Origin of the sequence: Nocardia sp. XZ_19_369 (assembly GCF_015355715.1) — a bacterium.
Classification (GTDB): domain Bacteria; phylum Actinomycetota; class Actinomycetes; order Mycobacteriales; family Mycobacteriaceae; genus Nocardia.
This window is the reverse complement of the sequence record NZ_JACVED010000014.1, coordinates 1-20,311: the sequence shown is the minus strand read 5'-3', so window position 1 is coordinate 20,311 and position 20,311 is coordinate 1. Positions and strand designations below refer to the sequence as shown.

General features: G+C 65.1%; 23 protein-coding genes. 6 read left to right on the top strand and 17 right to left on the bottom strand.

Annotated elements, in window-relative coordinates; all coding sequences use genetic code 11:
• Positions 1-354: 354 nt before the first annotated feature.
• The 6 genes from IBX18_RS39145 (at position 355) to IBX18_RS39120 (ending at position 8,008) form a co-directional block, all read left to right on the top strand.
• On the top strand, positions 355-1,038 hold the full coding sequence (locus IBX18_RS39145; protein WP_194838459.1) for a hypothetical protein: 684 nt from the start codon (positions 355-357) through the stop codon (positions 1,036-1,038).
• A gap of 29 nt (positions 1,039-1,067) precedes the next feature.
• Positions 1,068-1,967, top strand: a complete 900-nt coding sequence (locus IBX18_RS39140) for a PD-(D/E)XK nuclease family protein (RefSeq protein WP_194838458.1) — start codon at positions 1,068-1,070, stop codon at positions 1,965-1,967.
• Between the two features lie 42 nt (positions 1,968-2,009).
• Positions 2,010-3,755: a hypothetical protein gene (locus IBX18_RS39135; protein ID WP_194838457.1), complete on the top strand. Its 1,746-nt coding sequence runs from the start codon at positions 2,010-2,012 to the stop codon at positions 3,753-3,755.
• A gap of 57 nt (positions 3,756-3,812) precedes the next feature.
• Entirely contained in the window at positions 3,813-5,276 is a 1,464-nt protein-coding gene (locus IBX18_RS39130; protein WP_194838456.1) for a hypothetical protein, read from the top strand.
• 65 nt (positions 5,277-5,341) lie between these two features.
• Complete coding sequence (gene dnaB, locus IBX18_RS39125) at positions 5,342-7,126, top strand: replicative DNA helicase (protein ID WP_373889272.1); 1,785 nt, start codon at positions 5,342-5,344, stop codon at positions 7,124-7,126.
• 156 nt (positions 7,127-7,282) lie between these two features.
• Positions 7,283-8,008, top strand: a complete 726-nt coding sequence (locus tag IBX18_RS39120) for a hypothetical protein (RefSeq protein WP_194838454.1) — start codon at positions 7,283-7,285, stop codon at positions 8,006-8,008.
• Between the two features lie 247 nt (positions 8,009-8,255).
• Here IBX18_RS39120 and IBX18_RS39115 read toward each other — a convergent pair whose 3' ends face one another.
• The 17 genes from IBX18_RS39115 to IBX18_RS39035 all read right to left on the bottom strand — a co-directional run bounded on the left by IBX18_RS39115 (position 8,256) and on the right by IBX18_RS39035 (position 20,027).
• Positions 8,256-9,701, bottom strand: a complete 1,446-nt coding sequence (locus IBX18_RS39115) for a DUF6301 family protein (protein ID WP_194838453.1) — start codon at positions 9,699-9,701, stop codon at positions 8,256-8,258.
• Positions 9,702-9,727: 26 nt separating this feature from the next.
• On the bottom strand, positions 9,728-11,191 hold the full coding sequence (locus tag IBX18_RS39110) for an MFS transporter (RefSeq protein ID WP_194838452.1): 1,464 nt from the start codon (positions 11,189-11,191) through the stop codon (positions 9,728-9,730).
• Positions 11,192-11,445: 254 nt separating this feature from the next.
• Positions 11,446-11,736 (bottom strand): hypothetical protein, encoded by a 291-nt coding sequence (locus tag IBX18_RS39105; protein ID WP_194838451.1) that lies wholly within the window; start codon positions 11,734-11,736, stop codon positions 11,446-11,448.
• A 503-nt stretch (positions 11,737-12,239) separates the two neighbouring features.
• On the bottom strand, positions 12,240-12,740 hold the full coding sequence (locus tag IBX18_RS39100; RefSeq protein ID WP_194838450.1) for a hypothetical protein: 501 nt from the start codon (positions 12,738-12,740) through the stop codon (positions 12,240-12,242).
• Between the two features lie 46 nt (positions 12,741-12,786).
• Positions 12,787-13,569 (bottom strand): hypothetical protein, encoded by a 783-nt coding sequence (locus IBX18_RS39095; protein WP_228542500.1) that lies wholly within the window; start codon positions 13,567-13,569, stop codon positions 12,787-12,789.
• Between the two features lie 385 nt (positions 13,570-13,954).
• Positions 13,955-14,335 carry a hypothetical protein gene (locus IBX18_RS39090; RefSeq protein ID WP_194838448.1) on the bottom strand — a complete coding sequence of 127 codons (381 nt, stop codon included), beginning with the start codon at positions 14,333-14,335 and terminating at the stop codon, positions 13,955-13,957.
• A 39-nt stretch (positions 14,336-14,374) separates the two neighbouring features.
• Positions 14,375-14,905: an N-acetyltransferase gene (locus tag IBX18_RS39085; protein WP_194838447.1), complete on the bottom strand. Its 531-nt coding sequence runs from the start codon at positions 14,903-14,905 to the stop codon at positions 14,375-14,377.
• Between the two features lie 89 nt (positions 14,906-14,994).
• Entirely contained in the window at positions 14,995-15,516 is a 522-nt protein-coding gene (locus tag IBX18_RS39080) for a hypothetical protein (protein ID WP_194838446.1), read from the bottom strand.
• Between the two features lie 87 nt (positions 15,517-15,603).
• On the bottom strand, positions 15,604-16,221 hold the full coding sequence (locus IBX18_RS39075) for a hypothetical protein (RefSeq protein WP_194838445.1): 618 nt from the start codon (positions 16,219-16,221) through the stop codon (positions 15,604-15,606).
• 85 nt (positions 16,222-16,306) lie between these two features.
• The gene (locus IBX18_RS39070) at positions 16,307-16,660 is read right to left on the bottom strand and encodes a hypothetical protein (RefSeq protein WP_194838444.1); all 354 of its coding nucleotides are present in this window, start codon (positions 16,658-16,660) and stop codon (positions 16,307-16,309) included.
• Between the two features lie 95 nt (positions 16,661-16,755).
• The gene (locus tag IBX18_RS39065) at positions 16,756-17,214 is read right to left on the bottom strand and encodes a hypothetical protein (RefSeq protein ID WP_194838443.1); all 459 of its coding nucleotides are present in this window, start codon (positions 17,212-17,214) and stop codon (positions 16,756-16,758) included.
• A gap of 63 nt (positions 17,215-17,277) precedes the next feature.
• Positions 17,278-17,514, bottom strand: a complete 237-nt coding sequence (locus IBX18_RS39060) for a hypothetical protein (protein WP_194838442.1) — start codon at positions 17,512-17,514, stop codon at positions 17,278-17,280.
• Between the two features lie 4 nt (positions 17,515-17,518).
• Positions 17,519-17,968 carry a hypothetical protein gene (locus IBX18_RS39055; RefSeq protein ID WP_194838441.1) on the bottom strand — a complete coding sequence of 150 codons (450 nt, stop codon included), beginning with the start codon at positions 17,966-17,968 and terminating at the stop codon, positions 17,519-17,521.
• 86 nt (positions 17,969-18,054) lie between these two features.
• Positions 18,055-18,381: a hypothetical protein gene (locus IBX18_RS39050; protein ID WP_194838440.1), complete on the bottom strand. Its 327-nt coding sequence runs from the start codon at positions 18,379-18,381 to the stop codon at positions 18,055-18,057.
• Between the two features lie 53 nt (positions 18,382-18,434).
• Positions 18,435-18,923: a hypothetical protein gene (locus IBX18_RS39045; RefSeq protein ID WP_194838439.1), complete on the bottom strand. Its 489-nt coding sequence runs from the start codon at positions 18,921-18,923 to the stop codon at positions 18,435-18,437.
• A gap of 61 nt (positions 18,924-18,984) precedes the next feature.
• Positions 18,985-19,353 (bottom strand): hypothetical protein, encoded by a 369-nt coding sequence (locus IBX18_RS39040; RefSeq protein ID WP_194838622.1) that lies wholly within the window; start codon positions 19,351-19,353, stop codon positions 18,985-18,987.
• A gap of 152 nt (positions 19,354-19,505) precedes the next feature.
• Entirely contained in the window at positions 19,506-20,027 is a 522-nt protein-coding gene (locus IBX18_RS39035) for a hypothetical protein (protein WP_194838438.1), read from the bottom strand.
• Positions 20,028-20,311: the final 284 nt, after the last annotated feature.

Below are 20,311 nucleotides of genomic sequence, written 5' to 3'. Positions count from 1 at the left end.
CTCGGCGTGCGGGTGGTGAAGCCGGGTGAGGGGGTGCGGGCGTCTTTGCCCGCTCCGGGGGTGCGGGCGTCTTTGCCCTGCTCCGAGGCGTCGTTGCCTTCCCGCTCGGGTGTTCGGTGGTGAGGTTTCGAGCCGCCTCAACCGACTGCGATCATGCTAGCATCATAACATGCGAACATTCAACAGGGTTGGCGGCGGCCCGGAACACAGCCACACGCAGACCGCGACCGGAGGTAGACGGTGATGCGCATCGAGACCGGACCGCGATGCCCCTGCGGAGCAACGGAACTGGTCCAAGTCGAGACCGATACCGGCACAGAACTTTCCTGCGACTCCTGCGACCACCGAGAACCGTTGAACGACAACGACTTCTGCGCTATCGGCGACCGTGCGCGAGGCGGCGAACTCATCGACCACGTCGTGACGGTGGAGCACATCAGCGACACCCAACGTCGGGGAATGGAACGAGCGGTCGGACTCCCACGGGACCGGTTGGACAGCGGGCCCGACGGCACGATCCTGTTGACCGCTCGACCCGACAGTTGCGCCAGCGCAGCAGGTTTGGCGACAGCGATCGCTTACCTCGACGCTCAGAAGCTGACCTACACCCAATTGGCGCGATGGCGGTTCACTCACACCACCAGCAGGCCGCAGGAACTGTTGTCGGTGGAGGCCGGATTGGCACGGGTCCGGGCCACAGTGACCACGGTCCTCGACCGCCTCGATACACGTCAGCGCCTGGAGTTCGAATTGCTGTTGCCGGTCCAGCAGATTCTGGGATGGACCGACACCGACACCCTCTCGCTGCGCCGCACCCCGCCCTGCGTCTCACTGGGCGAAGACGCGGTGCACAGGGCGTTGGCACAAGTCCAAGCAGCGGTGGCCGAAGTCCACTCCCACGTCACCGACTCCGAGCAATTGCGCAGGCGGATGCTCCATGAGGGACTGCTGCCCGTGGACTCGGCCTCGCCGCAGGAAAGGACCGACCGCCTGTGTGAACAGCGGACCGAATCGCTGATGTGCGGGGATACGGTTTGAGCGGCTGGGGCGAGCTGAGGAGTCCCGCCATGCCCACAATCACCGCCACAATCCCCACCCCTGTGCGGGCGGTCGCGGCAGCCGATTTCGTAAACAAGACACCCAGAAGCACCCGGCCACCGATGCTGCGGTTGTCCCCGTCGCGAGCCGCTGATTTCGCAGCGTGTGAGCTGAAGTACCGGTTCATCGCGCTCGACAAAATTCGTGCACCGCGCTCGGTGGCGGCCTTGCGCGGAATCGTGGTGCACAAGGTGCTCGAAGAGTTGTTCGCGGTCGCGCCGGCCCAGCGCACCCGCGCAACGGCCGCCGCGCTCGTCACACCGGTGTGGGAGCACATCACCGCGGACCCCGACCTCGGCGTTGCCGAGGACGAAATCCGCGCCGATCCGAGCGTGGTCGATGACCTACTGATCGGTGTCCACGCTCTGGTGGATGCGTACTTCGAGTTGGAGGACCCGGCGCTGGTGACGGTGGCGGGACGGGAGAAGCGTCTCTACGCCCGCCTCGGGCAAGAGTTGGCCTTGACCGGGATCGCCGATCGTATCGACAACCTCGGCGGTGACACCGTCGGAGTCATCGACTACAAGACCGGCACCGCGCCCCAGACCCCGGATGAACAGTCGGCGGCGGTGTGGCAGTTGAAGTTCTACGCACTGATCTGGTGGCGCTCCCGGGGAGTAGCGCCGTCGTGGGTGCGGCTGCTGTATCCGGGTTCGGGCCGCACCATCACCTACACCCCCGACGAAGGTGAACTGGCCGACTTCCAAGCCACCGTGTCCGCGTTGGCCGCACAGATCACCCGAGCGATCGCGACTGGGGTATTCACCGCGAACCCATCGGCGGCATGCGGGATGTGCGACTTCCAGCGGTCGTGCCCTGCCTCCATCCCAGCACCACCACCCGCCGCCAGCGCCTCCGAGGCGGTCTGACCGTGAGCGGGAGCTCATCGACTCATGTGGGGAGAAAACTCTATGTCCGACACCACAATCGCCACCACTGGCACGACCGCGACATTGTCTATCCGGGCGCAGGTGATCGAGGCGGCCTACGAGTACGCCGACCGGGTGGGCCTGGCTCGGCGGACCAGCCGCGACGCCACCGTCGTTCCAGCCGACACCGCGCCGCTGGCCTGGTACATCTTGGGCGCGGCCCATTCCGGCGTGCTATCCGACGCCGCGGAAGCCAGGCGCATCATCGAGGTGATGACCTCGATCCTGGAAGGGGGTGACACAGAGCTCGCCGCCGAACGGATCACCAACGCCGAGCTCTGCAAAGCCTGGACCGACATCACCTCATCGCCCTCGCCGGACCGGCACCCGGACGAGTGGCGGCACACCCCGCCGCGCACCTTCGCCGACGAGCCGACATTGCGGCGGGTGCGCGTCGAGACCAGCGCGGCGCGCGCACTGCCGACTCGTGCTGCACTGGAAGCGGCATTCACCGCATTGGCCGTGCACACCGGCCGCACCGATCCCGCCGAGTACGGGCCTCAGGCGTGGCGCGCGCATTTCGAAGTGCTGTGTTCGCAGATCGCGGCCACCCTGCGCTATCGCAGCTCTACGAACCCGCTGCTCGCTGTCGGTGAAATCGCCCGCGCCGAACGGATTTTCGCGGCTCTGGTGCACATGCAGTACATCTGTGCCGACGACAGCGAAGCGTGGAAGGCGGTCATCGATCCAGACTTCTACGCCGTCTGGCACGCAGAGCGCACCGCCGCATTCGGGAACCTGCCCACGCAACGCTATGCCGCGATGGTCGCCGAGCTAGCACGGGTATGCGCCATGCCGTTCGAGGAACGCGCCCTGGTGCACAACTACATGTTCACCGATGCGCCGGGCCTCACACCGCTCCGTTACCTCAACGACGACGCCACCTACCCGCTGATAGGCACTCCGCAGCGGATGCAGGCAGCGGTGACCGAGCTTGTGGTCCGTGCAGGGAAGGGGCCACGGCCGCACGAGACGTGGGATGGCTTCCGGTACGCGGTGCAGGAGATGGCCGAACCGATCCTGTTCACCGCCCGCGATCGCGGGCGGGGCGGGCTGAGCCTGACCGATGTGTTGCGCCTGGAGCGGCTCGTCGCCTCAGCCGTCGCCCTCGAACCGGCCACCCTGCCCCGCCATCCGGGGATCGTGTGGACCGCGATCACTGATCAACGCGCATATGACCTGTGGCTCGAGGATCGCAACACCGCCGAGCTGATCCGCCAGCGTGAGGCTGCCGGGCTCAACGGCCCGGTCTTCCATCGCTGGCACGACCCATTCGACCACCACTCCCCGGCTGCACCCCGCGCGGAGTACCACGACGCCATCGACGAGAACGACCTCGATGAGCAGCACCCAACTCCGGCGGAGGAAGCCGAGTTGTGGCGCCAGGACGACTCCTCCGCCGCGGCGTGGGACGACTACGCCGATGGGCTGGTCGAGGCGTTGATCAGGGACCCATCTCGACAGCGGGTGCGCGCCACCCTCGAGCAGACGTGCCCGACGGCCAATGCCGAGCTCACCACCGTCCTCGCCAAACTCGCACAGCGGGCCAACCACTTGCAAAGCGCAGCCGAAAACACCGGTACGGCAACAGGGTTCGCCGCCGGAATCGCGGCTGTCGTTGCCGTCAAACCCGCCCGAGACACACCGCGACAGCTGAACACCCCACCGTCGACAGGACCACAGCCGAGTCCGCCGAGCGCCCCACCTGATCTATCCCCGCTGATGTAGTCGCCAGCCCGGGGCAGGCCCGCCACACCGCCTGCTCCGTCATTGATGAGGAATCTCATGCCTGACAACACAATCGACACTGTCAACACCACAGCGCACAACGAAATCCTTTCCACGCGAGCACAACTCATCGAAGCCCTGTACGAGCTCGGTGCGCGGGCGAGCATCGCCCGGCAGCACGCCGAGGACACCACCGCCGTGCCTGAGGATGCGCGCGTGCTCGCCACCAACATCCTCACCGCGCTCGATGCCAGGGTGCTGGCTGACCCGGGCGAGCGCGGGCGTGCGCGACAGATCGTGGGAGACGTGCTCAACGGCGGGGACGCGGCGCTGGTCGCCGAACGTGTCCTGTTCGGCGAGCTGTTCGACACCTGGGCTGCTCGCACCGATGATGTCGGCTGGCACCAATCCCCGGAGGGGTCGTTCCCTGATGATCCGACCCTATGGCGCCCGCGCATCGATGCCGACCCGGAGCTGGCCCTGAACCATCGCAACGCCGTGGCGTCAGCGTTCATCGCGTTGGACAGCCACATCGCGGCCGGGCCGGATGCGATGCTCACCGAAGGGCTGTGGGAGCGGCGATTTTTGGTACTGGTAAAACGGCTCGCGGCCACGCTGCGCTACCCCCGGCCCTCGGTCGGCTTGAGTGCTGGTGAACACGCGCGCGCTCACTGGGTTTTCGCTGTCTTGGCGACCGGGGACTTGGTCGGAACCAAACGTGAGCATCCTTGGCGCGCGGTCACCGACCCCGAGTTCTTCGCCATCTGCCACGACCAGCGCACCGCCCGAGCCCAGGATCCGCGCCATCACCGCTATCTCGCCCAGATGACCGCCCTCGATAAGGCGCGACGCACCCCGATTGTGTTGCGGCCCATGATCGCCGAGCACGGCAGGGAGTTCACCGACTGCCCGGGTGTGGAAGCGGTGCGGGTCGACAGAATCGACCCCGGCGAGCCGCTCCTGGACCGCGCGGGGCTCGAGGCGGCGGTAGGTGAATTACTCGTCGACGCCCACACACAGGAGAGCGTCTATGGTGGCGCTGATCACGGCTGGCGTGCGGATGTGCACGAATCGGCCACACCGATCCTGCGGTCGGCACGTTCACCTGAACGTGGCGGGTTGTCAATGGCCGAGTGGCTGCGACTGGAACGGGTAGTGGCGTTGATCGCCGAGGCAGACTCGGTCGCCCTCATGCACGACCAGAAGCAGGCGTGGCAAGCCATCATCGACGATTCCGCCTACGACCAGCTCCTCGATTCCCGCAACATCGTAGAGTTGGCACTGCAACGTATTGACGCCAACGGTGAAGCAGCCGCGGGTGACCCCTCCGGTCAAATCCGTGGCGCGAAAACCGAATCCACAGCAACCGCTCACAGGCCCGGCGCAAGTCCGGTCGACGGCGGCCTGGCCGCAGCAACCACGTGCGGTATTACGCCACCCGCAACAGCTAGCGGCCTAGCGGCACCCGCCCCCACGGCGGTCGAGTCCCCGGCCGATGAGGCGACGGGGATGGGGATGTAGTGATGGTGGTGTCTGGTCCGGTACGCACGCAACGTGATCGACAATCCACCAGCGAATCCGATGGTCTGGGTGAGGATTTCGGGCGGCAGCCGCCACACGACCTGGCCGCCGAGCAATCAGTGCTCGGGGCGATGCTGCTGAGCAAGGACGCGATCGCCGACGTCATCGAGGCGTTGGAGGGGGGTGAGGACTTCTACCGCCCCGCACATCAAAGAGTCTACGACGCCATCCTGGGCCTGTACGCGCGTGGTGAACCCGCCGACCCGGTCACTGTGGCCGCCGCCCTGGGCAGCATCAACGAACTCACCCGAATCGGCGGAGCTCCCTACCTGGTCACCCTCACCCAAACAGTCCCCACCGCAGCCAACGCAGGGTTCTACGCCGACATCGTGGCCGAAAAGGCCATCCTTCGGCGTCTGGTCGCCGCGGGCACGCGCATCGTGCAATACGGCTACGCCGGCGCCGACGGCGCGGATATCGCCGAGGTCGTCGACCGCGCTCAAGCCGAGGTCTACGCCGTGACCGACCGCCGTGGTGGCACAGAGGACTTCCTGCCGCTTTCGCAGCTGCTGCAACCCACACTCGACGAGATCGACGCCATCGCCAGCAACCACGGTGTTGGACAAGGTGTACCGACCGGGTTCATCGAACTCGACGAGCTCACCAACGGCCTGCATCCCGGCCAAATGATCATCGTCGCGGCCCGCCCTGGAGTCGGCAAGGCACTCGCCCTGGACACCAAATTACCTACGCCCCAAGGCAGTTGGATAACGATGGGGGAGGTTCAGGTAGGCGATCACCTGATCGGTTCAGACGACAAACCGACCCGCGTCGTCGACGTCACCAACGTCATGACCGGCCACACCTGCTACGAGGTGATCTTCGATAACGGCGCGGTCATCATCGCCGACGCCGGGCATCAATGGCTGACCATCGACACCCTGCACGGTCAGCATCTGGCGGTGCGCACCACCGACCAGCTCGCCCACTCGGTCCTCGTAGGCCCCGACGGGGGCCTCGTTCACCGGATACCCGACTGCCACCGCCCTGCCGCGCACCGGATCGCCGCGATCCGCGCGGTACCCAGCGTGCCGGTGCGCTGCGTACAAGTCGCCGCCTCCGACCACCTGTATCGGGCAAGTGAGTCCGAGGTCCTGACCCACAACTCGACATTGGGCATGGACTTCCTGCGCAACGCCTCGATCAAACACGGCCTGCCCAGTGTCATCTTCTCCCTCGAGATGAGCCGCACCGAAATAGTGATGCGCCTGCTCTCAGCAGAAGCCAAGATCAAGCTCAAAGACATACGCACCGGCCGGATGAGCGACGACGACTGGACCAAGATGGCGCGTCGAATGTCCGAGATCAACGAGGCGCCACTGTTCGTCGATGATTCACCCAACCTCACGATGATGGAGATCCGCGCCAAATCCCGACGACTCCAACAACAACACGGCATAAAACTCATCGTCGTGGACTACTTGCAGTTGATGACCTCGGGTAAAAAGGTCGAATCCCGGCAGCAAGAGGTCTCGGACTTCTCCCGGAACCTCAAACTGCTAGCCAAAGAACTGGAGGTTCCCGTCGTCGCTATTTCTCAACTCAACCGCGGACCCGAACAGCGAACCGACAAGAAGCCGATGGTCTCTGACTTGCGCGAAAGCGGCAGTTTGGAACAAGATGCGGATATGGTGATCCTCCTGCATCGCCCCGACTCATCCGATAAGGACGACCCTCGCGGAGGCGAAGCAGATCTCATAGTGGGCAAACATCGCAACGGCGAAACTGCCACAATTACCTTGGCGCACAATCTGACGATGAGTAAATTCATGAATATGTCACGAGGATAGATTCGCTTGGCGAGTCTCAACTAGCGTTGCACTTGTCTCACCGAGGATTGCACCCAGATTGCACTTGTGCAGAGTTCTCAAGAAGTAGCAGGTCAAGGTGATTGCCGGAAACCTCAAGTGCACGCCTCCAAACCATACTAGCGGAAAGGTGATGCCGTGAATCGCTCGCCTGGACAAGAAGCAGAGATTCTTCTTGAGGACGTGCGGCTGTTTCATGGTTCGGCGACGCGGGGGATCACGGAACTGGAGCGGGCAGAAGAGGATACGGTCGGTTCCGGTGTCTACCTCGCCACCGAGGTCGTCGCGCGTGAATACGCCTATCACCGGGCCAGCCACTCCGGCTCCCCAGTGCTGTATGAGGTGCGCGTCGAGCGCGCTCGCCTGGTCGATCTGACTGATCAACCAACGGTAGAAATCGTGATGGGCGAATTCCGCACCGTGCTGCACGACCTCTTGCAGCGCGAAAAGGGCGAGGATGGCCCGTGGTATTGGATGAGGATGCAGCAGATGATCGAGGAGATCGACAGCGGACGCGGTGTACGGGTCGGATACCTCAGAGCAGTCACTCACCGATCGGGCACAGAATTTTCCAACTACCTGCAGGGCAAGGGATTCGATGGCCTCCTAGCGGTCGAAGGCGGGGAAGGATCGATGAGTGCGCATCACTCGTGTGTCGTGTTCGATCCGTCGAAGGTCCAGATCATCTCCGAGCTGCCGCTCGACGACCACTCCGCCGGGCCGGGCCCGGCGGAGTGGTTAGCGCCGGTCGCGGATGCCGTACTACGGCGACGACCTGCACGGCAGAACGTCCCGGAAGACAACTCGAGCCCGACAATCACCGGCATGGCGCAGCTCGCATCGGGTGAGGGGCTTGACCTGTAGTCCCCGCGTTCTTTCATGACCGCCGCAGCGAGGTCGCGAGCTGCCCTGCGGGCGGCCACTGCCTCGGGACCAAGACGGTTGGCGCTGAGAATGACGCAAGGCCGACGTTGCTGTCCGTCACCCCCAGCACGTTGGCCGTGAGTCGTCGACGAGTAGGCGCACACACAGGTGAAGCGGCCTTGCAGGCTGGCCGCGGTCACCTCGCCCGACTCCCACCGAACGAGTTAGTGCCCAGACACGTGGCGAACTACCGCTCGTCGGGACTCTCGGCAATGCCGAGCCGGAAGTCCCAAAGCTGCGCCGGCGCGAAGGCGTAATACCGCAACGCCTGGGGCGAGTCGGCCGCAGCGTGCAGCGCCGCCTGGGTGAGCTCGGCGACCTGCTCGGCACTGTCGCGTCCTGGCGGATAGGCACGACACACGACTCCGATGTCTTCGACGATCTCGAGGCAGATCTGTGTCGGGGAGAACCAACCCTGGGCGACGTACCCGTCGACCCCCGCGGCCATGATCACCCACGTGATCGAGGGAACGTACTCGCCAAGCACTGGCAGATCCACGCCCAGGGAAATGAACAGCGTGTACAGATTCTTGTCGAAGGTCTCCCAGTCGGTTGCCGCACGTGTACCGGGAAACCACATGCCCTCCAGATCGCTGGAGGAGTTCGGGTTGGGCCGAATCCGCCAGTACTCGGCGGGAATCCACTCCTGGTCCCACTCGCTGTAATAGGCGTCCTCGTTCTCCGATGCGGCTGTCGGTTTGAGCTCGACCACCATTGAGCCTCGCCCGTGGCTGACCTCACGGGACAGCGTCAGCGTCGTGTCGCGCCGCCGCCAGGTGGCCACCGCTTCGGGCCCGCCAACGAACGACGGAGTATCAAGAAGCCGCACACAGGCACCGAGCGCCGCGCCATAGGCGATGTCGATCACCTCCATAGGCAGACGGCTGCACAACCGCAGGCTGTCGTAGTCGCCGTAGCCGAAGCGACGCTGATGGTCAGAAGTGCGACTGGCGCGCAACGATAGAGGGTCCGCCTGAGCGGTCCACGTGCCGCGCACCTCGTCTTCGCGAGCTGACCACCCGAGTTGCGTGAAAACACTGCCCAGGTCAGTTTTCGACCAAGCACCCGGAACTGCCTGTACCAGAACGGGAATGGCGGCCTCGTAGCTGACCCATGCCGCCGAGGCGGTGAACTCATCGACCCGACTGCGCGCGGTGGCAGCCAAACGCTCGTGTTCGGCGGGAGCGACCAACCACAGGTCCACGGTGCGCTCACCAACAGCCAATCCGACGACGACGTTGGGAAACGACCAACTGACACCAACTTTCGTCGACACCGCGATGCCTGTGGGCTCGCGCCACAGAGCCCACAGGCCGATGCTCAGCTGATCGAACGCCGCGGCCAGGGCAGGCCTACTATCGCGATCCGAGCCACCATCGTGACCCGCCGCGATACCAGCGACCGCCACGGCGACACTGTCGATACGTCCGTCAATACCGAAAACCCGAGCCACCGGCTGCTCGACATCGAGGCCAGTGCGCAATTCGAGCCATCCTTGCCCGGATGCCGGCGGCGCTGGTTCCCTCCCGCCCAACATTGCGATGAGCGCGTCGAGGTCAGACAGTGTCCAGGTCCAGTCGAATTCTGTTGCTGCCGTGCCGATCCCGAGCGCTCCCGCGCGATCTACCCGCATCAGGAGTCCTATCTCCCCTACGTCGCTCACGGTGCGTCCTTTCGCGTGATCGCTGACGGGCCATACGGCGAGCGTGGGCTCATCCAGGTGGCCGCCACTACCGCGGCCAGCAGCGTAGCAGCGGTCATGATCGCGAACAGTTGATGAAAGCCTGGCAAGAAGTCGCTGCTGGCGCACAGTCCGGTCAAGACAGAAACACCTATCGCGCCACCGAGCTGCCGCGAGCCGATGTTCAGCGCGACCGCGGAGGAGAACCGTTCAGGCCCCGCCGCGTTCGCGGTGACCACCGACAACGCGGTGATGCCGATCCGCATCCCCGCGCCGAGGAACACCGCCACCAGCGCCCACGCCAACCACGAGCGCGAAGAACCAAACAGTGGACTGGACAGCACCGCATGGCCCATCGCCATGGACACCATGGCGCCCGCGCACACCCAGCGGGCATTACCCGGGCAGGTGAAGCGGCCAGTGATCGCGGCGGCGACGGCGCCCACCAGCCCGGCGGCACCGACACAGCCAGCAGCGCTCAACAGCGACAGCCCCCACACCCCGGTCAACAGCAAAGGCGACCAGAGCAAAAAATTGAACATCCCCGCACCCAGCACGAACGACACGATCGTGGCGGCGGCGAACTCGGGCTGGCGCCATAGCCGCACTTCCAACGCCGGGCGCGGGTGGCCCGCACTTCGCCACAGCACCACCGCCACTGCGATCAGCCCGAACCCGGCAACTGTCCACGCGGCCAGCGGGTTCCATGCGCGCCCCTCGGTCGCGACCGCGACAATAGCGCCGACACCAGCGGTCAGCGCGACCGCGCCCACCACATCGGGCAGCCCGTGGCGGGCCGCACCGGTGCGCGGCAGCGTGGCCGTGGCGATCACCAGCGCCGCGCAGACCGGGATGTTCATCACGAAGATCGCCCGCCAGCCCCACGCGTCGACGACCAGCGCCCCCACCGCGGGACCGATCGCGGTCGCCAACGCACCCGACGCCGACCACGCACCCACTGATGCGGCACGCCGCGCCGGCGGGGTTGCGGCGAGCAAGGCACCCAATGCCGCGGGCAACAGCAATGCCCCTGCCAGGCCCTGACATGCCCGCGCCGCGATAAGTACCCCAATGGTCGGTGCGACCGCGCACACGCCGGAAGTGACAGCGAACCCGAGCACTCCCGCGAGCAGCACCGGCTTGTGCCCGAGCGCGTCGGCCAGGCGTCCAGCCGATGCCAGCCACGCCGCGAAAGTGATCGCATACCCCGACACCACCCACGTCACGGTGGGTCCGGAGCCCGGGAATTGAGTCGAGATCGCCGACATCGCCAGATTGACTACAGCGATGTCGAGAAACCCCAAAAACGTTGCCCCGCAAGCCAAGGCAAGCACCAGCCGGTGGCCCGAATGGTGGTCGACCCCGGGCTCCGTCGTGGATGCCGGTGCGGGCGCTGCGGCGTCGAGGGGAGCCGGAACTGAGCGGGAGCGGGTGTAGTTCACGAACGATCTCCAATTCCGTGGGCCGTGAGGTGCGGTGACCGAATCGGAGGTGCACCTGCCCGATCGCGAGGTCACTTGTCGCGCCGATCAGCGAACACTGCGGCCCGCAACGGTTTCGGCGCTGTAGGCGCCGGTGCCGACGCTCGTCGAGTCGGACGGTCAGCGAGAACTGCTGCGCCGCAGATAGTTGCGCGCAGACCGCCAGGCGCGGCGGCGCCGATGCCATCTGCCGCGCAGTTGATGAACCTCATGGCTTAATCACCCGGGGGCAGATCATCAGCTATCGGAATCAGGATTGCCCGGCCTTCCCAGCAGTCTGTCGGCGGGCCGCTGAGCACACACGCCGACCGCCCCAGTATTCGCTCATGGATCACCCCGACCCGATGGTCGCAGCGCGGTTCGACGATCCCCTCAGGGGGAGACGACAACGCGACGAATCCGATTGCCAGCACCGCGATCAGCACCGCCAAACTCGACATCAGGCCGACAACGCCACGTGAATGCAAGCGTTCAGCCACATACAAGGGGTCTCGGCCGGTGGTCATGGCCGCTGATGCTACGAATGCTCAAGCCGAAGCGTGACCGGGTTCCGCACCCGGGGTGTGGATCTCAACGGCAACACAACGCCTGGCGCCGGTGCGACGGTTTCACGGCACAGACTCGCTGCATGCCTGTCTGCCCGTCTCCCGGGTAGAACCATTCTTCCACACCTGCTGTAGGCATTACCGTTCATGGCCTTGGCAGCGCGCGGGGGTCGAACCTACGCTCGACACCGCAGAGACCTCAATCCTGCATGGATGGAAAACGGGGACTCCAAGGGCGAGGGCTCCAATCCCTATGACACCCACCGGAGTCTGTTTTCGTTCAGGCTGTCCCCTCGTTGACGCGGGGGGCAGCCACGAAATCCCCTATTGCTCCGTCAAACCGGCAGCCGGGCCGACCGCCATGGCACTGATCGGCTCTCCGGCTGACAGCGGGCTTCCTCTGTAGCGCCGTGTCGCGCGATGAGGTGGCTGTCGCAAGGTCGGTCGAGTTGTGCCTGGGGCCCTTACGGTTTCCCGGTGCGGTCCGTGGACAGCGGCTTCCATACAGCGAATTCGGCGCGCCAGGTTGGCGGCAGGCCCTTGGCGACTGCTTCGGCATTCTTGCGTTCTACCGACTCGAGAATGTCGGCTTCGACACCGGCTCCTCCTCCGGTGTATACACGGCGGCCGTTCTCGCCGATTCCCCAGAGGCGATAGATCACCGCAGGCATCTCGTTGGGGGCTTTCGGGTGGTCAGCGCCCACGAGCTGCTTGTAGTGCGGGAAATCCTGTCTGACCTCGAAGATGACCACACCCTCACCACAGTTCACCCGGCTCTTGATTGGAAAGCGGTCGCCGTTGTCCAGGACGATAAGTGTCTTGGTGACGTGACTGATCGTCGTCTCCTCGGGGCCGCCGCCCCGCAGGGCGGCTTTGCCGTGAGTGCCGTGCAGAACCCAGACGGTGTAGCCCTTGATCGCCCACGGCGCGGGCGGCGGGATGGACGGGGGTGCAGTGGCGGGCATGGGTGATCTTCTCTCGTGTACTGCCATCGGAAGTGGTTGTCGGTCGTCAGAACGGTGGTTCCGCGTCGGCGGTAGCATCGCAGGATGCCTCGGACAATTCCAGAGGTGCGGGGACGTCGTTGGTTCTGAGTACGGTGCTGGTTGGTGCTGCGAGTGTTACGGCGGCGAGGCTGTAGGGGTCGGAGGTGGTGATGTAGTGGCCTTGCCAGTGGGGGTGAGTGGCAAGGTGTTCTCGGTGTTCGGCGAGGTAGGCGTCGAGCTTTGCCTCACGGCGGTCGATCGCGGCGGTCAGGTCAGGGTCGGTGACATCGAGATCGTCGTGATATCGCGGGCCGTCTTCGGTGTTGTAGCCAATGGGAAGGTTCTCGGCGTCGAGAAGGTCGAACATTTTGCGCTCCAACAGCAGCGCTCCGAGGTGCGCGCGGTTCGTGGGGTCCAGTGGCCAGCTGTGGTGTCCGCTGAGGTAGCTGGCGTGGAGGCGGTTTCGTCCCGCCACCGTGCTGGCGTCGGTGCCGGGTTCCCGCAGTTGTGTCCCCGGATCGAGTGCAGCACTTACCAGATCATCGAGGTCCCGCCACATCAGCGCGTATTTGTCGCCGCGGCCGAGCCAGCCGGCGGCCTTGTCGGCGGCAAGGTGGCGGGTTCCTAATTCGCCGGGGATGGATTCCGGATGCCGGGATGCGTGGGTGGCGGTGTAGTCAGCGCGCAGGTATTCCTCGAAGCCGTCGCTGGCACCGCGGAACACGTAGAAATAGGTGGTGGTTGGGTCGTTGACTGTGCGCATCGCAGCGTCAGCGTCCATGTCGATCAAGTGAGTGAACGAGGTCATAGGTACGGCGACTTTCGAATTGGCCGGAGAAGTTCACGTGCCTGCTTTGTACTGGTACCGGTCGCGGGCGAGGAGCCGTGGTCAGTCGTCGCACTGTGCGAGCCGACAAAACCGAGCTGGGTTGCTCATGGTTGCGCTTTCAGAGTCGGGATCGTGATATAGCCCCCGCATCCGAGACTGCTGGGCGAGTTGAAGTGTGGCATCGGGCTGCTGCCTGTCGCGCCGTGCGGCACACCGCCGGTGTGCCGCACGCGCATTGTGTATCCGTTCCGGTTGTGGTTCTGCGCTACCGCGCATGGGCTAGAGCCGGGACTTCTCCACACCAAACTTCGAAAGTGTGTTCTGCCACTACAGTTTCCGGCGCTCGTCGTAGCGGGGCCGTCTGTTACGGGCGGTTCCAGCTGGTGCTGATGGTGTGGCTACAGACCTTGGTAAGCATGCCGCCACAAGCACGGGCGTTGAGGGTGTAATGGTTGCTGTTGCCGTCGATGTGGAAGGTCCTTTCGGTTCCGTATATGGCGAAGGTGTCGTCGCCTACCAAGGTTCCCGTGGCGTCTCGCATGGTGTAGTAGACGCTCCAGCGGTTGATGCCGCCGCCGGTGAATGTGGCACGCGGCCGCCCTTCTCTGCCGCCAGTGATCTCGATGCAGAAGTTGTCCTTGCCGCCGGTGCAGGTGGGCGCGGCGGTCGCGGTCGCGGGGGTGAGGACAACGAAAGCGGTGGCGGTCGCGGCGAGGACTGCGGCGGTCGCTGGGCGGGTGGTCATGATAGGGGTCCTTCCAGGGTTGGGACTGGTGCGTGGCGCCTACTGGCGGCCAGTGTCTGTGGTTGAGAAGGGATGCAACTCAATGCGAAGTGCGGCCGGTCTGGGCTGGCGATATTTACGCGGCGGGACGTGGGTGTCGTAGTAGTTGTGCTGTTGTGCTGGCTGGGTCGGGTACCGGACCATGCAGTTGTATTCGGGGCGGTGACGTGCGCGGCGGAATCCGTGGCGGTGATACCAGTCGGCCAGGGCGCTGGGGTTCATGCCTTGGTATGTCCCGTCCGCTGGTGGCCAGCGCGATGGTTGAAAAGGCGTGCAGCTCAGGCCGACAGCGCGGTCGCTATGGCGGGACAGGACCGTTTGCAGCAGGGTGGTGGCCATGCCACTGCCGCGGTACGCGGGGTGAACACTGAGCTCGAAGATCCAAATCTCGTCGACCATGTCTGCGGTGATGGCATATCCGCAGCATCGGTCCTCGACCTGTATCAGGTAATGCTGTTCGTTGTCGTCCGGGTAGTGCTGGTGGTCGAGGGTCCACGGGGGTATTCCGGGAGCTTTGGTGGGTAGCCGCATGAGAGTTCTTCCAGGGCTGACGCTTTCGGCGTTGCGGGAAGGTTGGCCGGGGAGCGTGTGTGAGTTGTTCTGTGCTGGTGGATTGGGGGCTAGTACATGAGATGGGGGATGGGGCCGCTGGTGTGGTCCCCGGCGGGTGAGATCGGCAGCATGGCGGGGGCAGTGGCGAGTTGGGTAATGGCGATGGAGTGGTCGTGCTGGACGCACAGGGGCAAGGTTTCGTGGTGAGGCCCGAGGTGGATGAGGGTGGATTCGTGCCAGCAGCTGGCGGTGCGGCGGGTACTCAGGTCGATGTCGGCGGGGTGCCCGGCGCGCAGCCAGGTGTCGACGATATCGGTGACTTCGTTGACGAAATCGAGCCAGTCGCGGCCGGTTTCGCGGCTGTATCGCTCGACGCTGCGAGCGGCGTAGTCATTGGCGTCGACGTAGGCGTGCAACTCGGTGAAGCTGGCCACGGTCTCGGGCAACCTGCCGACGGTGAAATCGGTGCGGATCTGAATCATCATCACCCTGGCGATGCCGTCGATCGTGGCCGGCGTGGGTTCCATCGTTGCGGTGGTCGGGGCGTGGGCGGGTACGTGCGCGGCAAGGTTCATGGCCGGTAAGTCCATTCCTGTAGCGGTCGTGAAGTGTTGTGCAGCAAGGTCGTTCGGCGGCCGCATGTTGCCGCCTCTGGGGCGGCAACATGCGCACAGCGGCTATGGGGTGGGGGCGTGGGGTTGTTGGACGGCGGGATGGGTGCGCAGCAGGTGAGCCAGGAGTGGTGCTCCGGCGGTGGTGAGTTCGTGGCAGATAGTGCTGAGGGTGGTGGTGTCGTGGTTGGTGAGAGCGGTGTGGAGCCGCTGGTTGAGCAGGGCAGGGCTGGTGGGGGGTTGCAGCATTTCCGCGCCGGGCTCGGCGTCGCCTTGGCTGACGATGACTCCGTAGCAGCCGGTTTGGGCGAGCAGGCCGAATACTTCGGGTTGGCTCCACAACGGCTCGGTGGTGATATGCAGATCGAACCCGCCGTCGCCCTGTGCAGTAAGCCAGGCGCCAACGGGGTGGGGGTCGACGAAGTAGTCGTCCTCGTCCTCGCCGTCTAGGCCAGAGAACTCGTCGTCGCCGTCGTTCTCTCCGTCGTCATGTTCGCTGTCGGATATCGCTTTAGCCAGAGCTGTTTCAATCGCTGTGACCAATGCAAGCTCGTCGCTGTCGAGGTCGGAGCGGTCAAGCAGGTTGTTGTCGGCCAGCAACTGCGCTGCGTGGCGTAGCGGGTTGTAATCGCCTGTGGCAGGCGGGAAATGGAGCTGGGCATCATAGGTGTAGGCGCAACTCATTACGGGCGCTTCTTTCGTGATCGGCGGGTGTTGTCCGCGAGGACGAGAGGGGTCGTGGGCGCAGTCGTCCTTGGGTGGTAGGGGCTCAGCGTCGGCGACGCTGAGCGCGGCGCTGTTTGGCGGCGGCGAAATCGGCGGCGAAGTACGGGAACTCGTCGATGCCTGGGTGGGTGTCTGCGGCGTGCTGGTCGGCCTGGGCAGGTGTAACTCGGTTGCGGTGCGATGGCACGACCAGCGCGGCTGTAGTGAGGAGGGCGGCAGTGGGTGCGGCGGTCATTGCCACGAGCGCGGCGCGGATGGGCTCGCCGGTGACCACCCAGACCAGGACGACCAGAAGGAGGGCGGCGGCGGTAGCGCCGACGAGGGCGGCGAGCAGGTAGACCCGCCTCGGTCGTGTCTGGGCGCGTGGGCAGCTGTGCGGTTGGGTGGTGTCGTTCATCGCGTGTCCTTGTGCGGCATTTGGTACTTCGGGCGTTCGGTCGCGGTGCTGTTGGGCCGGTGGGCCGGTCAGTGTGGGACCGGCCCACCGGCGGGTCAGTCGTTGTCGGGGGTGGTGACGCCGTCTGCGAGCTCTGCGTGGGCGGAGCGTCTGCGGCTGTCGAGGATGGCCTGCTGGTATTGGCGGGCGCGTTCGGCCAGGATCGCGGCGGTGGTGTGGGCGATGGTGGCCAGCACCTTCAGTTCATCGACGCGTCGGGCGATCTCGGTGCTGGTGAAGGGCAGGTCGAGCTCTTCGGCGGGGAAGCGCTCGCCGGGGAACCAGCTACCGGCGGCGTTGTCGAAGGTGTAGCCCAGACGCGGCAGTCGCGGGACCGTCAATCGGCGCAGACGCAGGTCGTTGATGGTCTGATACAGCGTCCGGAACCGGTCGGCGGCTTCGGTGGCCATCGCGTGTCCGTTCTGCAACGCCGCGAGTTGGGCGGCGCTGAACGCGTCGGCGTATGCGGCTTCGTCGGCCTCGTATTCGGCCTCGGAATCGATGATGTCGGTCATAGCAATCCTTCTGGTGGAGTGGATATTTGCTGCCGTCGTGTACGGGGGGTGGTGGTGAGTTGTTCACGGTTCGCCGTAGGCAGCGATCGCGTCGGAGAGGCTGTCCCAATAGCGGGGGAAGATCTCGCGTTGGCCCTCGTAGAGGGTGCGGACGGCGTGGCCGTGGCCAGGCAGCACTTCGTCGACTTCGGCGGGGCTGCGTTGGTCGATCAAGGTGGCGATAAGTTGCATTTCGATGCGAGTGAGCACGGGGGTGGCGGGCTTCCCGTTGTCGTCAAGGGTGATCGCGAGGATCTTCACCGGATCACGCCTTCCGGCCGGTCGGCATCCCGGCGGCGGACTCGGGGAGGCTGAGTGGGCGATCGGGCCCAACGCTGTCGGTGGTACCGGGGTGGGGGACGGTGAGCTGGTCGTCGGAGCCGACGGTGCCGGTGGTGCCGGGATAGTGGACGCTGGCGGTGACGGTGTGGGGGATGCCGCGCTCGCGTGCCCAGGTCTGGGCGGCGTCGAGGTCGCAGGTGGTGTCCAGATGCTTGGGACCGAGCGCGTTCCATTCCTTGAAGCGTCCGAGGTGATACCGGGGCAGGCCGAGTGCGGATTCCAGCTCGCGCCATAGCTCCTCGGTGTGAATCCACAGGGTGAGGTCGCGCTCGATGAGGACGGCAGTCAGCCACGGCTCCGATGTCGAGGTGATCCGGTCGGGCTCGTCGGCTCGAGTTGGAGCGGGGGTAATGAGTTGTGCGGTGTCGGTCACGCCGATTCTCCTGAAGGAGTTGGTAATTGGTGTGTGGCCGCTGGGCTTCATGGGGCTGGCGGGGGTGCCGACGAGATCCGGTGAACTCAGGTGGTGGTGGGCCAGTGCACGCAGGGGAAGAAGTTGAATTCGCTGACGTAGTCGGTCCATTCGGTGTCGGGGTCGTAGCCGAGCACGGCGGGGTCGTAGGTGGTGAGGATGACCTCGCGGGCGGTGGCGACCTGGTATGGGCGTTTGGTGTCGCGGTGGTGGTGGCGGTAGAGGTGGGCGCTCAGTTCGGGGCAGCCGGTGGCATGGACGTGGAATTTGTGGTCCTCGCCGCGCAGGTTGGGGCCGATGATGACCACGCTGACCTGGGCTGAGGCGTCGGGTGTGCTGGTTGTGGTGGTGGGTGTGCAGGTGGTGGGGGACATGGTGAGTCCTTGACGTTGTTGGTGGCGCCGGTGTCGCCGCTGGGGGTCGGGGGTTAGGGGTGGAAGGCGCAATTGAGGTACCAGCGAGGTCCGGCGGCGGGATGGGGCAGCTCGAGCAGTTCGATGAATGTGGTGAGGTGTTGTGCCCATGCCGGGTCGATGGTGAGGGGTTCGAGCGCGAGGGTTTCGTAGGCGTCGTTGACGCTGCGCACGGATTTTGTTGCGCGTACAGCCCAGGCGGGTTCGCTCTCGGTGAACCCGTAGTCGGCCAGTTCGACCGGCAGCGACTCCAGCGGCGCGGCGCGGCGGGCGAGGTTGGCCTGATAGCGCTGGTAGGCGGGGGAGTCGGTGTATTGGCTTTGGGATTGGCCAGATCGCCGGTCTGGTCGTTCCCGCCATGTCCAGCCGAGGCGGGTTGCCAGCTCGAACTCCCAGTCGCCGTCGCGGTCGCTCTCACCGTCGAACCACCAGCCGGGCAGGTCGTCGTCGTGGAGGAGGCCGAGGTCGTAGCCGAAGTAGACGCTGGCGGCGGGTGATCCCATGGTGAGTCCTTCTGGGGCGGAACGGGTTTCAATTTCCTCGGTGGGGGTTGTATCGGCGGGATCAGGTGTTGTCGAAGCCGTCGACGATCGTTGCGATGGCTTCGGGGATGCTGGAGTGCGGGATCGCGGTGTCGAGTCGGTCCATGTCTTCGTTGGTCAGTGGTCTGCGCGCCCAGCTTTCGGCTTGTGCTCTTGTGATGAGTTGCAATGGTGTGGCTGATTCGGGGGCTGCCGTGGTCAACGGTGCCGGTGGTGCTGTGGTGCGTTCGGCGAGGGCGACCTGGGCGGCAAGATCGGCGATGCGGATCAGATAGTCGGCAGGCTCGGAGTCGGCGATCGCGGTGGCCAGAGTGCGCAGCAGCGTGCGGGCACAGTCGAGAGCGTCGAAGTCGGCGGCGGTGAAGACGTTGGCATCGTGAATGGTGGTCATGTGATGTGTCCGTTCAGCTTTCGTCAGTACGGATTTGGATGTGGGCGAGGTCGGGCAGCGGCAATTTGGAGACGGTGGCGGTCATCGATTGGTGAGTCCTTTTGGGGTGGTGCGGTTTTCGTGTCGTCGTCGGAGGGGTGGGAGGCGGGGGGTCAGGTGTTGGGAAGGTTGTTGATGGTGGTTGTGATTGCGGTGTCGATTTGGTCGATTTCGTGGTCGGTCAGTGGTCTGCCCGCTCGGTGTTCGGCTTGTGCTCTGGTGATGAGTTGGCGCGGTGTGGATGGCTTGGGATCGGCTGTGGGGGTAAGGATTTGGCTGAGTTTCGAGACTTCGATGGTGGTGTGGTTGTCGGGGTTGTCTGGGTCGGTGAGTGTCAGGGCGGGGTTGTTGTCGTCGGTGGTGGTGAAGAGGCGGTGCACGCGCCAGATGTAGCCGTGGACGCTGATGGTCTGGCCGACGCTGTAGGTGGTGGGGGGATCGGGCGCGGGGTTGGGGGTGGGGTTGTAGCGCAGTGCGAGGACGCGGTCGACGTGGGTGCGGAAGGCGGTGTCGAGGGGGTTGTCGTAGTAGCCGATCGGTGGTTCTCCGGCGCATTCGCAGCTGGGTTGGAGTAGGTCGGCGTAGGGGTTTCCGCAGCGTTGGCACCAGCCGTGCTGCTGATAGGTGGTGGGCATGTGTATGTCCTTGTGTGGGTGGGTGTTTGGGGGCTACGGGGCTGGGTGGGTGTCAGTGCCCGTCGCCAGCAAATGTTAGCATGTTATGATGCTAACATGCGATCGGCGGGTGCGGGGTGGCAATTGGAGGCGGAAATGTTGGGTGGCGTGGTCGCCGCCGTGTGCTGGGTGGGGTCGTCCCGGATTGGCTTGTGCCGCAGTGGGTTACGTGCGGCCGTTCGTTGTTGCCGTGGGTTGGAGACGTGTGTTGCTGTGGGTGGCCGGCGGGGGGTTCGTGGGTGCTG

Excerpts from the sequence above, each read along its gene's own strand:
- IBX18_RS39140 (WP_194838458.1), top strand. The coding sequence starts at position 1,068 with ATGCCCACAATCACCGCCACAATCCCCACCCCTGTGCGGGCGGTCGCG.
- IBX18_RS39135 (WP_194838457.1), top strand. The coding sequence starts at position 2,010 with ATGTCCGACACCACAATCGCCACCACTGGCACGACCGCGACATTGTCT.
- IBX18_RS39130 (WP_194838456.1), top strand. The coding sequence starts at position 3,813 with ATGCCTGACAACACAATCGACACTGTCAACACCACAGCGCACAACGAA.
- IBX18_RS39115 (WP_194838453.1), bottom strand. The coding sequence starts at position 9,701 with ATGCGGGTAGATCGCGCGGGAGCGCTCGGGATCGGCACGGCAGCAACA.
- IBX18_RS39105 (WP_194838451.1), bottom strand. The coding sequence starts at position 11,736 with ATGACCACCGGCCGAGACCCCTTGTATGTGGCTGAACGCTTGCATTCA.
- IBX18_RS39100 (WP_194838450.1), bottom strand. The coding sequence starts at position 12,740 with ATGCCCGCCACTGCACCCCCGTCCATCCCGCCGCCCGCGCCGTGGGCG.
- IBX18_RS39095 (WP_228542500.1), bottom strand. The coding sequence starts at position 13,569 with ATGACCTCGTTCACTCACTTGATCGACATGGACGCTGACGCTGCGATG.
- IBX18_RS39090 (WP_194838448.1), bottom strand. The coding sequence starts at position 14,335 with ATGACCACCCGCCCAGCGACCGCCGCAGTCCTCGCCGCGACCGCCACC.
- IBX18_RS39085 (WP_194838447.1), bottom strand. The coding sequence starts at position 14,905 with ATGCGGCTACCCACCAAAGCTCCCGGAATACCCCCGTGGACCCTCGAC.
- IBX18_RS39080 (WP_194838446.1), bottom strand. The coding sequence starts at position 15,516 with ATGGACTTACCGGCCATGAACCTTGCCGCGCACGTACCCGCCCACGCC.
- IBX18_RS39075 (WP_194838445.1), bottom strand. The coding sequence starts at position 16,221 with ATGAGTTGCGCCTACACCTATGATGCCCAGCTCCATTTCCCGCCTGCC.
- IBX18_RS39070 (WP_194838444.1), bottom strand. The coding sequence starts at position 16,660 with ATGAACGACACCACCCAACCGCACAGCTGCCCACGCGCCCAGACACGA.
- IBX18_RS39065 (WP_194838443.1), bottom strand. The coding sequence starts at position 17,214 with ATGACCGACATCATCGATTCCGAGGCCGAATACGAGGCCGACGAAGCC.
- IBX18_RS39050 (WP_194838440.1), bottom strand. The coding sequence starts at position 18,381 with ATGTCCCCCACCACCTGCACACCCACCACCACAACCAGCACACCCGAC.
- IBX18_RS39045 (WP_194838439.1), bottom strand. The coding sequence starts at position 18,923 with ATGGGATCACCCGCCGCCAGCGTCTACTTCGGCTACGACCTCGGCCTC.
- IBX18_RS39040 (WP_194838622.1), bottom strand. The coding sequence starts at position 19,353 with ATGACCACCATTCACGATGCCAACGTCTTCACCGCCGCCGACTTCGAC.
- IBX18_RS39035 (WP_194838438.1), bottom strand. The coding sequence starts at position 20,027 with ATGCCCACCACCTATCAGCAGCACGGCTGGTGCCAACGCTGCGGAAAC.